Consider the following 13,143-nt stretch of genomic DNA (forward strand, 5'->3'; position numbering starts at 1 on the left):
CTTCAAAGTTAAGATGATGGTATGACAATTTTATATACTCCATAAACCCTTTAAATTAATTAGGTGGTTTATGTCGCACTTCAAGTTTTACTCTGCCAAGTTAGGATTAAGTTTTGTTCTGAATTGCTTATTTAATTTTGTATTAAAGCACTTCACCTATTGATGAGTGATCTGCAAATTTTATTGAAATAAGCATAAAATTTCAGCAAATATGTGGATAACTTTACCTTTATCCGTAAAGAAGTGATCTAGAAATCCTATTCTGAATAGGTATAAATTAAAGCGTAAAAGGGATAAAAAACATTGCAAAAAATTCATAAATTTTAAATATATTTATAAGTGATTCGACTTTGTAGCGTTATGTATGATTATTTTGTCTATTTTTTATTCAGGTGAATGTTTGAATCAAATTGTAATATGATCAAATTTCATTCATGGAAAAAGTGAGCGCATCATATGGCAATTGCAAAAATTGTAGAGGTCAATTCGAGTAGTCAGAAAAGTTTTGAAGATGCAATTCAAACGGGGATCGCTAAAGTGACGGAAACCGTCAAAAATGTTCAAGGGGCTTGGATCAATGAGCAAAAAGTGGTGATTAAAGATGATAAAATCACTGAATATCGGGTTAATTTAAAAATCAGTTTCTTGGTCGAATAGCTTCGCCAAATTTTTAAATCAATTTTCTCAATTCGTTTCTATAACAATAGATTCAAAGTACAGTTTTAAAGTAATCGATTCATGACTAAATTAAGATTAAAAATAAAACCCACATTATTTCAATGTGGGTTTTATCATTTCTGCGTTATTTAAAATCATCATTATCAATGACGATTAACAGATTATTCGTTTGGAACGTCACATACATCATCATTACATATAGGTGCATCTTGTTGTTCAGTTTCACTATTTTCAGCATCTTGAGTTTCAGCTTGTGACACGTCTTCCGCTGCTTGTTTTAAGACTTGTACAAAAACGTCAGTAGGTTGCGCACCTGCCAAAGCGACACGTTGGTCAAATATAAAGAAAGGAACGCCAGTCACTTTTAATTGATCATGTGCAACTTCTTCATCGAATTTCACAAAATCTGCATATTCGTCAGAGTCCAATAAATCATCGACTTCTACAGGGTTTAAACCAATACGTGAAGCGACATCTTCGATAGTTTCACGTTCACCAATTGGCATACCTTGCGTCATATAACTGTAGAAAAAGGCTTCTTTTGCTTCAGAACCTAAACCTTTGCTTTGTGCAAGATGGATCACACGATGCGCATTAAAGGTATTTCCTGAATTGGCATTTTCCCAGTTGAATTCAATACCCTCAGCTTTTGCCATCGTGGCAATATTACGTTGCATTTCTTCAACTTCGGCAATCGTACGATTATATTTTTGCGCAAGGCGTTCAGAGTTCGATACTTCCTGACGTATAGGTGCTTCTGGATCAAGCTCAAAACTATGCCAATGCACTTCAAGTTCCATGCCTGCTTGTTTTGCTGCGGCTTCTAAACGTTTTTTACCAATATAACAAAATGGGCAAACCACATCTGACCAAATATCTACACGCATGGGAAATCTCTAAAAAGTAGTTGTTACTATCATGGGGATGATAGGGGGAGATTTAAAGTTTAGTCTAAAACCACGCAATTGCAAAATAGAGTACTGAAATGAGTTGTCGCTCATTTGAATAAATAATATACAAAATAAAGAGGCTAAGTTATTCTAAGTCATAGATAAAACTTAAGGAGCAAGGTATGCGTCGAATATTGATTATTTTGGCAATCGTCATTCTTGCTGTGGTGGGTTTTTTCTACTATGACCATAGCACTGTAAAAAATGAAGAAGCCAATCGGCAAGCTTTTGACTTGGTCATGACCGATAAGATGCGTCAACTCTATGAACAAGCGCAAGATCGTTCCAAGCCAATTCAAATCGATATTCATGACCCACGTTTAAAAGGGGATTATAAAGTTCTGTCCGAATTCTTATTGAACTATTGGATTAAAAATATTGAAACGCGTAATGCGTATTTAAACCAATTGGCAGTAGCGAAGTGGGATCATTTTCTAGATGTTAAGCGTTTGGATGCAGATCGAAAGCAGAATTATAAAGAAACAGAACAGATGATGTCGACTGTCCGACAGGCGATGCAGCAGTATCAACAGGTTAATATTCAAAATAAAAAAGCAGCGTTAAACCAGTTGAAGCAACTCGAATTACGCAAAGATTTAAAAAAACCACTGATGGCTAAATTAGAACAGAATGCTGAATTGGATCCTGAAAATTCTTTAATTTTAAATGAATTAAAAATACTCGAAAAAGCTGAAGCGATGTTCGACATGCTTAAAAAATATGAATGGAAGTCGCAAGGCAATCAAATTTTGTTTAATGACGATGCGCAGGTCAAAAAATTTAATCAATTATTTCAAGATGTTCTAAAACTGAATGCACAAATTAATAATCAGAAAGACCAAAATGCGGAAGTTTTACAAGAAGCTTTATAAAATAATAAGAATGGAAATGATTGTTTGAAAATATATAGAACGATCAATATAGGTAAAGAGAGTGATTATTTTGGGAATGATAGAAGGTTAAGAACAGGTTAAATTTTTAGACAATTCAGTTTGAAAATAAATGAGTTTGAATGCTGTAAAAAATAGCATTTTCCGATGCTTTTTATTTTAAAAATTGAAGTTCTTTTACAGTTTAACCGTTTATCTGAGGTTTAGTGAAACCCTTCGGCGTTTGTTATAGCCTATTTACTAGATGGTTTATTTTACCGAACATTTTTTATGGTTTGACCAATATTGAATGATTCATGTTATGGGATAAGCGTATGAACTCTATGAAAATCTCGATACTTTCTTTAATGTTGGGTTGTGTTTGGCTACCTACCGCTCAAGCAGAAGAATTAGCTTCTTTGCCTACGATTAAAGTCATGGCAGAGGCTGAATTACGTGAAGAAATTGGTTCGCTTCCTTTTCAGGAAGATAAAGATGTACGTAAAGCCTTAGAACGTAAAATAATGAAGAGTGAGCAAGACATTCAGAACTATGTTATTGGCGATAATATTGGTGTGATTGATATTAAACCACCTGTTGCACGTTCTGATATGAGTGGTATTTCTCCACTTTTACAGCAATATGTTATGGCCGTTGCTTCTGGTCTGCAGTCTTCCGATCCAACCACAGGTTTATTCACGATGCTTGAACCAGTTTCTATGGGTATAGATCGGGATAAAGCCATTCAAGCTGTGAAAAATGGTTCTTTTCAATTAAATGTAGACATGGATCGATTAAGATTGATGATTGGGAATGACAAGTTACAAAGTAGTCTACCAAAGTAATAACTTATTTTAAATTTTGAGTAAGTTAAGCCAATCAGATGATTGGCTTTTTTGTTAATAGGCTCAGGTGAAATAGTTTTATACGATACGTGTCGATCAATGAAGTTGTCTCTGTTATTAAAATTTCAATAATGACAAGCTGTAGAACTAACATCTTTTACTTTTTAGGTAGTTTTAATAAAATATTTTTTGGTTTATATATCTCATTAATACAGAATATAAAAAATTATTTGAATGTAGCAAAGGTAATTACCTAATAAAGCTAAAATATTTGTTGTGATTTAGCATTGATCAGATTAGTGATTTCTTGTCTTTGGGTAGGATTTAAGTTTTCATTATTTGGGGTTTGATCGATAGATAAATTCACATATATTTAAGTTTAAATGGGAAATACGTTCACCTTTATTGTTGGTGAAATGGTCACTTAAATGCTGATTTTGATTGGCACTGAATCCCATAAAAGAATAATAACCTGAAATATAAATCGATTTCTGCTGAAGTAAAGGTGGTTCATTGCCTTTAAAGCAGTATTCTTTAAGTGGGTAATTATGCTTATCATCATGCAATGTGATTGATAATTTATATGGTGTAGGATCAATAATATACCGTGTATTTTTTACAGAACCGATATTTATTTTTTGATTAAAAGTTGGATTGAGTTCTGTTCTAAACTCCATAATAAATTCTTCAATGGCTTTTTCCCCAATCAGTTCATTGCTTTTGATTAACATATAATTGTTTGTATATAAAACAATACGACTTAATCCTATTGAAAAATATGCAATGAGAAGAAGCATCATAAAAATAAAAATTAAATAAGTGAGCATTTTTTTAGTTTTACGATAACGAAAGGTATGACGTTGTTGTTCAATATCGCGAGCATAAAATGAATCAATTATGATGAGTGCTAAAGGTGCCAAAATGATAATGCACAAGACATAGCTTAAAGTGCGGCTTAGCGTTATATGAAAAAAAGTAAATTCGTATTGATTACCCAAAGGTGTGATATAAAAGATCAATATAGCAAGTATGATACTGATGATAATAATTGGAATAATTTTTTTTCTATTATTTTTCATTTTTATATGGAACATTAAGTTTAATTCATTTTATGCCAGAGATGAATAAAAAAGTGAGGACAGCGTTTCGTGTTTAAAATATATAAAAAATCCCCGCACTAAGCGAGGATTTTTTATCTCAGTATTTAATTAAAAATTAAACACGTTCGATAATCGTCGCGATACCTTGACCCAAACCGATACACATCGTTGCAAGACCGATTTGCGTATCTTGCTGTTCCATTACGTTCAGTAATGTAGTCGTGATACGTGCACCAGAACAACCTAATGGGTGACCAAGAGCAATCGCACCGCCGTTTAAGTTGATCTTGTCTTGCTTGTCATAAATGCCTAAGCCTTTCATAACAGACAAGCCTTGAGCAGCAAAGGCTTCGTTTAACTCGAAGGTTTGGATGTCAGCAATGCTCAAACCAGCACGTTTAAGCGCTTTCTGAGTTGCAGGAACAGGACCATAACCCATGATCGCAGCTTCACAACCTGCAACCGCCATAGAGCGGATGACAGCACGTGGCTTAAGACCTAAAGCTTGAGCACGCTCAGCAGACATCAACAACATTGCAGATGCACCATCAGACAATGCAGATGAAGTTGCAGCCGTTACAGAACCACCTTTAGGGTCAAATACAGGACGTAAAGATTTGAACGCTTCAATGTTGGCATCTGGACGAATCACTTCATCGATATCGCACAGGATTTTGAAGCCATTTTGGTCATGACCTTCAACACCCACGATCTCGTTTTTAAAACGACCTTCCTGAGTAGCAGCCCATGCACGACGGTGAGATTCAACACCAAATGCATCTTGCTCTTCACGGGTAATACCGTTCATACGACCTAACATTTCAGCCGTTAAGCCCATCATGTTAGATGCTTTCGCATAATGCTTAGATGCTTCTGGGTTTAGGTCGATGCCGTGCATCATGCCTACGTGACCCATATGCTCTACACCACCGATAATGAAAACATCACCTTGGTTCGTCGCAATTTGCGCAGCAGCAGTGTGGATCGACTGCATAGAAGAACCACAAAGACGGTTAACAGTTTGACCTGCAACAGTTTTTGGTAAATCTGCCAATAACGCAATGTTACGACCAATGTTCATACCTTGTTCTAAGGTTTGGTTTACACAACCCCAGATCAAGTCTTCAACTTCATTTGTATCAAACTGGTTACGAGCAACTAAAGCACGAACCAATTCAGCAGATAAGCTGTCAGCACGTACATTGCGGAACATACCGTTTTTGGTTTTACCCATTGCAGAACGTACGCCATCAACGATGACAACGTCACGTGGATTTAAAGTAGCCATTCACGTTGCTCCTTAACCGTAGAATTTTTTGTTGTTTGCAGCCATGTCACGCAACATCTGTGGCGCTTCATAAGCCTTACCTAAGTGTGCGTATTTGTCGCAAAGTGCAACGTATTCAGCAACACCTGTTTGGTCGATGTAACGCGCAGGGCCGCCACGGAATGGAGGGAAACCTACACCCATGATCATCGCCATATCTGCTTCAGAAGCAGTTGCAACAATGTTGTCTTCTAAGCAACGAACTGTTTCGTTACAGAAAGTCAGCATCATACGGTCAATGATTTCCTGAGCATCAAACTCACGCTTTTCAGCAGTTGCCATGGTTGCAACAAGTTCATATGCAGTTGGATCAACAACTTTTGCTTTTTTGCCTTTACGATCAAGCTCATACTTATAGAAACCAACGTCATTCTTTTGACCAAGACGTTTGTTTTCGTACATGATTTCAATCGCGCCTTTATAATCAGGCTTCATGCGGTCAGGGAAACCTTCCGCCATAACTTCTGCACCGTGTACACCTGTATCGATACCAACAACATCGATCAAGTATGCAGGACCCATAGGCCAGCCGAATTTTTCCATAACTTTATCGACTTGCTGGAAGTCAGCACCGTCTTTAAGTAGTAGGTCAAATGCACCGAAGTAAGGGAACAATACACGGTTTACAAGGAAGCCCGGGCAGTCATTTACAACGATTGGTGTTTTACCCATTTTCTGAGCAAGAACAACAGTGGTCGCAATCGCTTCTTCAGATGTCTTCTCACCACGGATCACTTCTACCAACGGCATCATGTGAACAGGGTTAAAGAAGTGCATACCCACAAAGTTTTCTGGACGTTGTAATGCATTTGCAAGACGAGTGATTGAAATCGTAGAAGTATTTGAAGCAATAATCGTGTTTTCACGGACTTTGCTTTCTGTATCTTTTAATACAGCTTCTTTGATTTTAGGATTTTCAGTCACTGCTTCAATAACGATATCAACTTCTTTGAATTCGTCATAGCTTAAAGTAGGACGGATACGAGCAAGGGTTTCACCCATTTTCGCAGCAGTCATTTTTTTACGTTCAACTTGTTTGGTTAACAAGCCATTCGCTTCACTCATACCCAATGCAAGTTGTGGATTACCAATATCTTTCATGATAATTGGTGTGCCTTTACTTGCTGCTTGATAAGCAATACCGCCACCCATGATACCAGCACCTAATACAGCTGCTTGGTTGACAGGATGTGCACCTTTTTCATGTTTTTTAGATGCTTTTTTCACAATTTGGTCATTGATGAATAAACCAATCAACGCACCTGCTTGTGGCGTAATCGCTGCTTTAGCAAACGCTTGAGCTTCAAGTTTCAAAGCTTCATCACGTTTTTGGCTTACACCTGCTTGAAGTGAATCAAGAAGAAGTTTCGGCGCAGGGTATTGTGCAGGGTTTGCTTTAGCAAGAACTACACCTTTAGAAGAGTTAAACGCCATCATCTGTTCAAGCATGTCTAATTTAACAGGCTCTAATTTTTCTTGACGTTTTGCTTTCCAGTCTAAACGACCAGAGATTGCTTGTTTAACAAGATCAATCGCAGCGTCTTGTAATTTGTTCGCAGCAACAACCGCATCTACAGCACCATCTTTCAGCGCATCTGCAGGGCGTTTGTTTGCAGAAGTCGCAATCCATTCAACAGCATTATCGATACCGATTAAACGGCTTAAACGAACCGTACCACCGAAACCAGGAATGATACCAAGTTTAACTTCTGGAAGACCTACTGTTGCCGCATCTGACATCACACGATAGTCACATACTAAGCACATTTCAAAACCGCCGCCCAATGCAATACCATTGATCGCAGCAACTTTAGGAATTTCTAGGTCTTCAAAAGAATTGAAAATTTCGTGAACAGGCATTGCCCATTCTACAATTGCACTTTCGCCCAGTTTGAAATTTTCACCAAACTCAGTGATGTCTGCACCAACGATGAATGTAGATTTACCAGAGGTAACGATTAACCCTTTGATTGAACTGTCAGCTTTAACGGCTGCAATTGCTGCTTGAAAGTCTTCAATCGTTGCACGGTTGAATTTATTAACCGACTCACCTTGTAAGTCAAAGCGGAATTCTGCAATTCCGTCCGAAAGCATTTGGACGGTAATGGCATTGCCAGCGTGGATCATGCCCTGATCTCCTTTTTTGGAGGACTTCTAAATTGATGTTTTGAAGTGTGTATGCATTTCCCGCACACATTTCGACTTCTCTAATCTTACGATAACTATATATAAAAATAACCTAACAAGTTGTATCAAGCCGTGACGCAAGGGTCATCAATTTTTTTAATCGACAACTTTGCTGTAAGCCTTTGAAATTAATGCTTTGCTGGGGTTTTTTACATAAGTAACTAAAATGTATATCTTTAATAACAGGTTCTATATTTGTTTTTTTATAAAATTTATTCAGTTGTAGATTGGTGAGTCATAATCTTTTTCGTCATTTAGGTCAATTGATGGATTATTTAAGGTTATTTTTAATAGTTTTTAAAATAAATGAATCTTTTATTGCTTATTGGTGTGATTAATATCGCATAAAATAATCTATCCAAAGCAAACAGCACTCGGTATTTTCAAAACGATACAGTTCGGTACACTTATCTGAAAGCATTGAAATATGGATATGTTGTTTTGCCAAGAGTGTGCAGATATCTATAAATTTGGTTTGTTGCAACGGAAATGAGAATAAAATGAAAGATGATTGAATTTAAAGATTTTTCATTCAAATTATTTTGATAGATGAAACACTCGAAATGGTATTTTTAACAAATCTAGACTTGAGCTTCGTGCTTTATTTTCATAATTTAAAAACATAATGAATAATGCTGTTAGGAAAATAGAATGTTTAAAAATTTAGCCTCAGAAATAATGGGTATGAGTGATATTGGGACGATTATTGAGCCTCAGGATTTTAATAAAACAGATATAGATGATTATATTTTCCATGAGGATAATGAAAAAATATTCTTTGTCATTAAAAGTAAAACAGATGAATATTGCTTTACCAATGTTGCATTTATGCACCTTGATGGTAAAAGTGCTATTAGCAAAAAACGTATGTTATACCGTTATTTATATAAACATAATCCAATTAAAAATGTGCTTTTGGAAACAGCAGGTAGTGTGGATTTAGATGCGGAAATCAAGTTTCAATTGGGTGAACAACACTTCTCTATAGATATTGATAAAAAGCAAATTGAAAAAATTCGTGATTTATACAAAGCATTATTTAGCATGGGTGAAGCATTTAAAGAGATTAATCGTAAGCGTAATATTTTGCTGCAAAGCAATGAAAATGTTCAAAAAATGTTTAATTTGCGTGAGTTAAGTGAAGCCGCTATTTTGAATTTACCGGAAATTATCAATCAAACAGCGCAGCAAGTTGAAGATTTTGCTAACCAAAGAATAAAAGAAATTGAACATTATGATTTTTCTGAAATTTTTGAGCGCTATTTAAAAAATTGATCTATAGTGATGACGCCCGAAAGGGCGTTTTTTTATCAATAAAATTAATCCATGATAAGTTTATGGGATTTGGTTAGAATGTAGCAGTAAACTTACAATTTTGATTGGATCATTAAAAAATGCAGAAATTTCATTCTAAAATTGATTGGTGGATTTTAGGTTTTGTGATTGCCATGACTGGTTTATTGGTTCAGTTATTATTCACCATGTATGCCAAAGGTACGATGGAAGAATATCCTGAACATACAATGGTTTATATTTTTACAATTGCTGTTCTTTGGTGGCCAGTGTTTAGTACAACTTACGCAATTGGCAATAATACGCTGACCATTCGGAGTATGTTTTTAAAATGGGTTATTCCATTGGAAAATATTAAAACAGTATCTAAAACGAACAATTCTATTTCTTCCCCCGCTTTATCTTTAGATCGTTTAAAAATTGAATATTTAAAAGATGGAAAAATGAAACAAATTTTGGTTTCTCCAAGAGATCAGCAGGCCTTTCGTCAGACAGTAGAAGTAAATAGTTCTCAGATTTAAATAAACAGATAATAGTGATCGTTTGTAATAAATATTTTAGAATCATCATAAGACGTGAATTATACGGGTATTGAAAGTGCCTTCTCGCTTTGGAAGAAGATTGAGATGATAGGGCTTTTATGTTTTATGGTTTTAAAATATTTATAAAAGAAACCTAAAGTACAAGGCCTAACTGAGACGAGAATTTCGTGAAATTTACTTTAATAATCAACTAAGTGAAAATAAAAAAACAGTGAAAATTTAAGCGATTTACACTTGTGATTTCATGAAATATTGGTTAATAATGATTCAAAACAAATAGTACAGTGAATGTATATAATGAAAAAAACAATATTTTTTGTAATCAATGCTTTAATTTTAACAGCTTGTGGTGGTGGATCGGATGATTCATCTGTTTATCAACCACCCGCTAAAATATATGCTATAGATACTTTTAGTGGTGAATACGATCTTACATCATTATTAGTTTTCTCAGCAGTTTATACAAATTATAAAATATATAACTTTGATTCAAATAAGGATTTTTTTGTAAAATATAGTGATAGACCTGTTTTTAAAACAGAAGCATTACGAAATTTTGTTACACAAGAGAATATTTCTACAATTGTGCCTCCTCAAATGGAAAGCTATCAGTTTTTAATAGGGGAAAAAGTCAATTTTGATGAAGAAACTCTACGATATACGGCTAGTAATTATATTGCATTTAAACCGTTAGTCTTGTCTTGGAAATATAAGAAAATTGATGTTTCAGGTCAACTCATTGAAAGTGATAAAAATAATCCAATGCATATGATTAGAAAGAGCCCAAATGCTGAAGTGTTTGCAGCAATTCTGGGGGGAGGTTATGGTACATCTAATATATTTCCTGAAGGATCAATCTGTTGGCAAAAGCAAACAGCCCAAAGTAGTCAAGAATATATTGAGTTTTACCCAGAAAAGATTATTCGCCATGTGAGAGAGGATTCTGAAATCCAAAGGTCTGGTCTATGGAACAAAGTAAGTTGGGTCGAGTTTAAAATAGATATTAATGAGCCTGAAAGAGCAAATGTAAAACTCATTATTGACGATAAGATTTATTGGGGATTTTATCATCCGCTAAATGAAACATTTATAATTGAACCTAATCAATTGAGTTGTGATTATATGAACGAAATCGCTTTTAAAGCAGCGATGTTCAAACCTGATGTGCTATCAGAGTTAAGAAAGATAGAATTATGGGAAACTTGGGCTACGATATATTTAGACGACTAGTTTATAACTAAAATATTCTTATTGAAGAGTAATTTTATGAAAATGAGTGGCTCATAAAGGCAGTAGAAACTAATAATATTTAAAAATTGAATCACTCATAGACTTGAAAAATGGATGATCTAACTACATCATCCATTTATAGTCCAAAGTTAAAAGTCTACTGTGAACGAAAACGCACGTGAAAATATCGAAAAGATTCTAGCCAATATGACGACTTTACCTGGTGTGTATAAAATGCTGGGAAAAGAGGGCGAATTATTATATGTCGGAAAAGCCAAAAATCTAAAAAATCGCGTACTGAGTTATTTTGTCAAAACCATTGAACATCCGAAAACACAGGCTTTGGTTGCACGTATTTATAATATTGAAACCCTTGTCGTCCGTTCTGAAACGGAAGCTTTATTACTCGAACAGAATCTAATAAAACTGCATCGTCCGCCTTATAATATTATGCTTCGGGATGATAAATCCTACGTCTATATCTTTGTTTCTGCTGATAAACCTTATCCACGTATTGCTTCAGGGCGAGGCAAAGGCAAACATCAAGTGGGTAAGTTTTTTGGACCCTATCCAAGTGCTTACAATGCAAGAGACACGCTTTTAGTTCTACAAAAATTATTTAATGTCCGCCAATGTGAAAACAGCTATTTTTCACAGCGTAAACGTCCTTGTTTGCAATATCAAATTAAACGCTGTGCTGCGCCGTGTGTCGGTTTAATTTCACCTGAAGCTTATAACGAAGATGTGCAAAACTCGATTCGTTTTTTAAATGGTGACACCAAAGAACTGAATCAGGAATTGATTCAGAAAATGGAACAGGCTGCGGAAAATTTAGAATTCGAAAAAGCAGTTTTTTATCGTGATCGCATGGCTTTGTTACGTGATGTCCAGTCACAACAAGCGATTTATAAGCTCAAGGGTGAAGCCGATATTATTGCGATTGCTTACCAAGCAGGTGTGACTTGCGTACAAATAATGTATGTGCGTAATGGGAAAATGCTGGGTGGGAAAAGTTATTTTCCAGATATGTTAGGCGATGACTTGGGACAAATGTTATCTGATTTTATTGCTAATTTTTATTTTCAGGTGGCAGATGAAGTTCCAACTGAACTTATTGTCAATGTTGATGTTTCAGATCGTAAAGAGTTAGAAGAAGCACTTCATCAACAGTTTGAAAAGAAAATTCAGATTAAGCATAAAGTTCGTGAAACACGTGCAGAGTGGCTTGAATTGGCTGAAATGAATGTGCAGCATGCAATTAAAGGTAAACTCGCCAATCATCTAGAATTAAATGAGCGTTTTCATCAGCTTGAACAAGTCTGTGGTCGTCCTATTGACAGTATTGAATGTTTTGATATTTCACATACTATGGGCGAAGCGACTATTGCATCATGTGTAGTATTTGACGCTGGCGGGGCACGTAAACGTGATTATCGTCAATTTGCGATTGAAGGGATCACAGGCGGTGATGATTATGCGGCAATGCGCCAAGCACTAACTCGTCGCTATAAAAAAGCCATGTTGCCAGATTTATTACTGATTGATGGTGGTAAAGGGCAACTCCACATGGCAATGGAAGTGATGCAAGATTTAGGTCTAGAAGCATTTATGGTCGGTGTGTCTAAAGGAGAAGGGCGTAAACCCGGTTTAGAGACTTTACATTTTACCGATGGCACAAAAATTCAATTGCCCGAAGACAACAAAGCCTTGCATTTGATCCAACAGGTACGTGATGAAGCACATCGTTTTGCAATTACTAAACATCGTGCAAAACGAGATAAACGCCGTGGTGGTTCAGTATTGGAAGCAATTCCAGGCTTAGGTCCGAAACGTCGTCGTGACTTACTGACGCATTTTGGTGGGATTCAGGGTGTACTCAAAGCTTCTGAGAATGATTTAAAAATCGTTCCTGGTTTAGGTGATGTCATGGCAAGGACTATTTATAAGGTTTTACATGAGTGATGATTTTTGATCAATAATATTTTTACGCAGCATTATTTCTTAGTTTTATAAAAGACAGCATTATTCAGCGTGGTTGGGAAGACCTCTAAATTTTAAAATGTATAACATTTAGAAATCATCTATTTGCCGAAATGATCACTGACGCATGAGTCACCGATCA

The 13,143-nt window shown here is 35.6% G+C and carries 11 protein-coding genes; 7 read left to right on the forward strand and 4 right to left on the reverse strand.

Annotated features, from left to right (window positions below):
• Positions 1 to 456: 456 nt before the first annotated feature.
• Complete coding sequence (locus ACG94X_RS15700) at positions 457 to 657, forward strand: dodecin family protein (RefSeq protein ID WP_419384630.1); 201 nt, start codon at positions 457 to 459, stop codon at positions 655 to 657.
• A gap of 182 nt (positions 658 to 839) precedes the next feature.
• Here the strand turns inward: ACG94X_RS15700 and ACG94X_RS15705 are convergent, their stop codons facing one another.
• A complete protein-coding gene (locus tag ACG94X_RS15705; RefSeq protein ID WP_419384631.1) occupies positions 840 to 1,565 on the reverse strand; it encodes a DsbA family oxidoreductase in 726 nt (241 codons plus the stop codon).
• A gap of 185 nt (positions 1,566 to 1,750) precedes the next feature.
• On the opposite strand from ACG94X_RS15705, the gene ACG94X_RS15710 reads away from it, so the two are divergent.
• Together ACG94X_RS15710 and ACG94X_RS15715 are read left to right on the forward strand one after the other, a co-directional pair.
• On the forward strand, positions 1,751 to 2,500 hold the full coding sequence (locus tag ACG94X_RS15710; RefSeq protein WP_419384632.1) for a hypothetical protein: 750 nt from the start codon (positions 1,751 to 1,753) through the stop codon (positions 2,498 to 2,500).
• Between the two features lie 332 nt (positions 2,501 to 2,832).
• A complete protein-coding gene (locus tag ACG94X_RS15715) occupies positions 2,833 to 3,342 on the forward strand; it encodes a hypothetical protein (RefSeq protein WP_419384633.1) in 510 nt (169 codons plus the stop codon).
• 335 nt (positions 3,343 to 3,677) lie between these two features.
• Here ACG94X_RS15715 and ACG94X_RS15720 read toward each other — a convergent pair whose 3' ends face one another.
• The 3 genes from ACG94X_RS15720 to fadB all read right to left on the reverse strand — a co-directional run bounded on the left by ACG94X_RS15720 (position 3,678) and on the right by fadB (position 7,896).
• The gene (locus ACG94X_RS15720; protein WP_419384634.1) at positions 3,678 to 4,421 is read right to left on the reverse strand and encodes a hypothetical protein; all 744 of its coding nucleotides are present in this window, start codon (positions 4,419 to 4,421) and stop codon (positions 3,678 to 3,680) included.
• Positions 4,422 to 4,557: 136 nt separating this feature from the next.
• Complete coding sequence (gene fadA, locus ACG94X_RS15725) at positions 4,558 to 5,730, reverse strand: acetyl-CoA C-acyltransferase FadA (RefSeq protein ID WP_419384635.1); 1,173 nt, start codon at positions 5,728 to 5,730, stop codon at positions 4,558 to 4,560.
• 12 nt (positions 5,731 to 5,742) lie between these two features.
• Positions 5,743 to 7,896, reverse strand: coding sequence for a fatty acid oxidation complex subunit alpha FadB (fadB, locus tag ACG94X_RS15730; protein WP_419384636.1), 2,154 nt, complete (start codon positions 7,894 to 7,896; stop codon positions 5,743 to 5,745).
• A gap of 711 nt (positions 7,897 to 8,607) precedes the next feature.
• On the opposite strand from fadB, the gene ACG94X_RS15735 reads away from it, so the two are divergent.
• From ACG94X_RS15735 to uvrC, 4 genes are all read left to right on the forward strand, one after another.
• Positions 8,608 to 9,231: a PH domain-containing protein gene (locus ACG94X_RS15735; RefSeq protein ID WP_419384637.1), complete on the forward strand. Its 624-nt coding sequence runs from the start codon at positions 8,608 to 8,610 to the stop codon at positions 9,229 to 9,231.
• Positions 9,232 to 9,350: 119 nt separating this feature from the next.
• Positions 9,351 to 9,770, forward strand: coding sequence for a PH domain-containing protein (locus tag ACG94X_RS15740; RefSeq protein ID WP_419384638.1), 420 nt, complete (start codon positions 9,351 to 9,353; stop codon positions 9,768 to 9,770).
• Between the two features lie 318 nt (positions 9,771 to 10,088).
• Positions 10,089 to 11,021, forward strand: a complete 933-nt coding sequence (locus tag ACG94X_RS15745; RefSeq protein WP_419384639.1) for a hypothetical protein — start codon at positions 10,089 to 10,091, stop codon at positions 11,019 to 11,021.
• A 162-nt stretch (positions 11,022 to 11,183) separates the two neighbouring features.
• Positions 11,184 to 12,983 (forward strand): excinuclease ABC subunit UvrC, encoded by a 1,800-nt coding sequence (gene uvrC / locus ACG94X_RS15750; RefSeq protein ID WP_419384640.1) that lies wholly within the window; start codon positions 11,184 to 11,186, stop codon positions 12,981 to 12,983.
• The last annotated feature ends 160 nt before the right edge of the window (positions 12,984 to 13,143 follow it).

It is taken from the genome of Acinetobacter psychrotolerans (assembly GCF_048552595.1).
Taxonomy (GTDB): Bacteria; Pseudomonadota; Gammaproteobacteria; order Pseudomonadales; family Moraxellaceae; genus Acinetobacter.

What these genes read in the sequence shown, in the direction of transcription:
- ACG94X_RS15745 (WP_419384639.1), top strand. Translation starts at nt 10,089, where the DNA reads ATGAAAAAAACAATATTTTTTGTAATCAATGCTTTAATTTTAACAGCT.
- ACG94X_RS15740 (WP_419384638.1), top strand. Translation starts at nt 9,351, where the DNA reads ATGCAGAAATTTCATTCTAAAATTGATTGGTGGATTTTAGGTTTTGTG.
- fadA (WP_419384635.1), bottom strand. Translation starts at nt 5,730, where the DNA reads ATGGCTACTTTAAATCCACGTGACGTTGTCATCGTTGATGGCGTACGT.
- ACG94X_RS15720 (WP_419384634.1), bottom strand. Translation starts at nt 4,421, where the DNA reads ATGAAAAATAATAGAAAAAAAATTATTCCAATTATTATCATCAGTATC.
- ACG94X_RS15700 (WP_419384630.1), top strand. Translation starts at nt 457, where the DNA reads ATGGCAATTGCAAAAATTGTAGAGGTCAATTCGAGTAGTCAGAAAAGT.
- ACG94X_RS15710 (WP_419384632.1), top strand. Translation starts at nt 1,751, where the DNA reads ATGCGTCGAATATTGATTATTTTGGCAATCGTCATTCTTGCTGTGGTG.
- fadB (WP_419384636.1), bottom strand. Translation starts at nt 7,896, where the DNA reads ATGATCCACGCTGGCAATGCCATTACCGTCCAAATGCTTTCGGACGGA.
- ACG94X_RS15705 (WP_419384631.1), bottom strand. Translation starts at nt 1,565, where the DNA reads ATGCGTGTAGATATTTGGTCAGATGTGGTTTGCCCATTTTGTTATATT.
- ACG94X_RS15715 (WP_419384633.1), top strand. Translation starts at nt 2,833, where the DNA reads ATGAACTCTATGAAAATCTCGATACTTTCTTTAATGTTGGGTTGTGTT.
- ACG94X_RS15735 (WP_419384637.1), top strand. Translation starts at nt 8,608, where the DNA reads ATGTTTAAAAATTTAGCCTCAGAAATAATGGGTATGAGTGATATTGGG.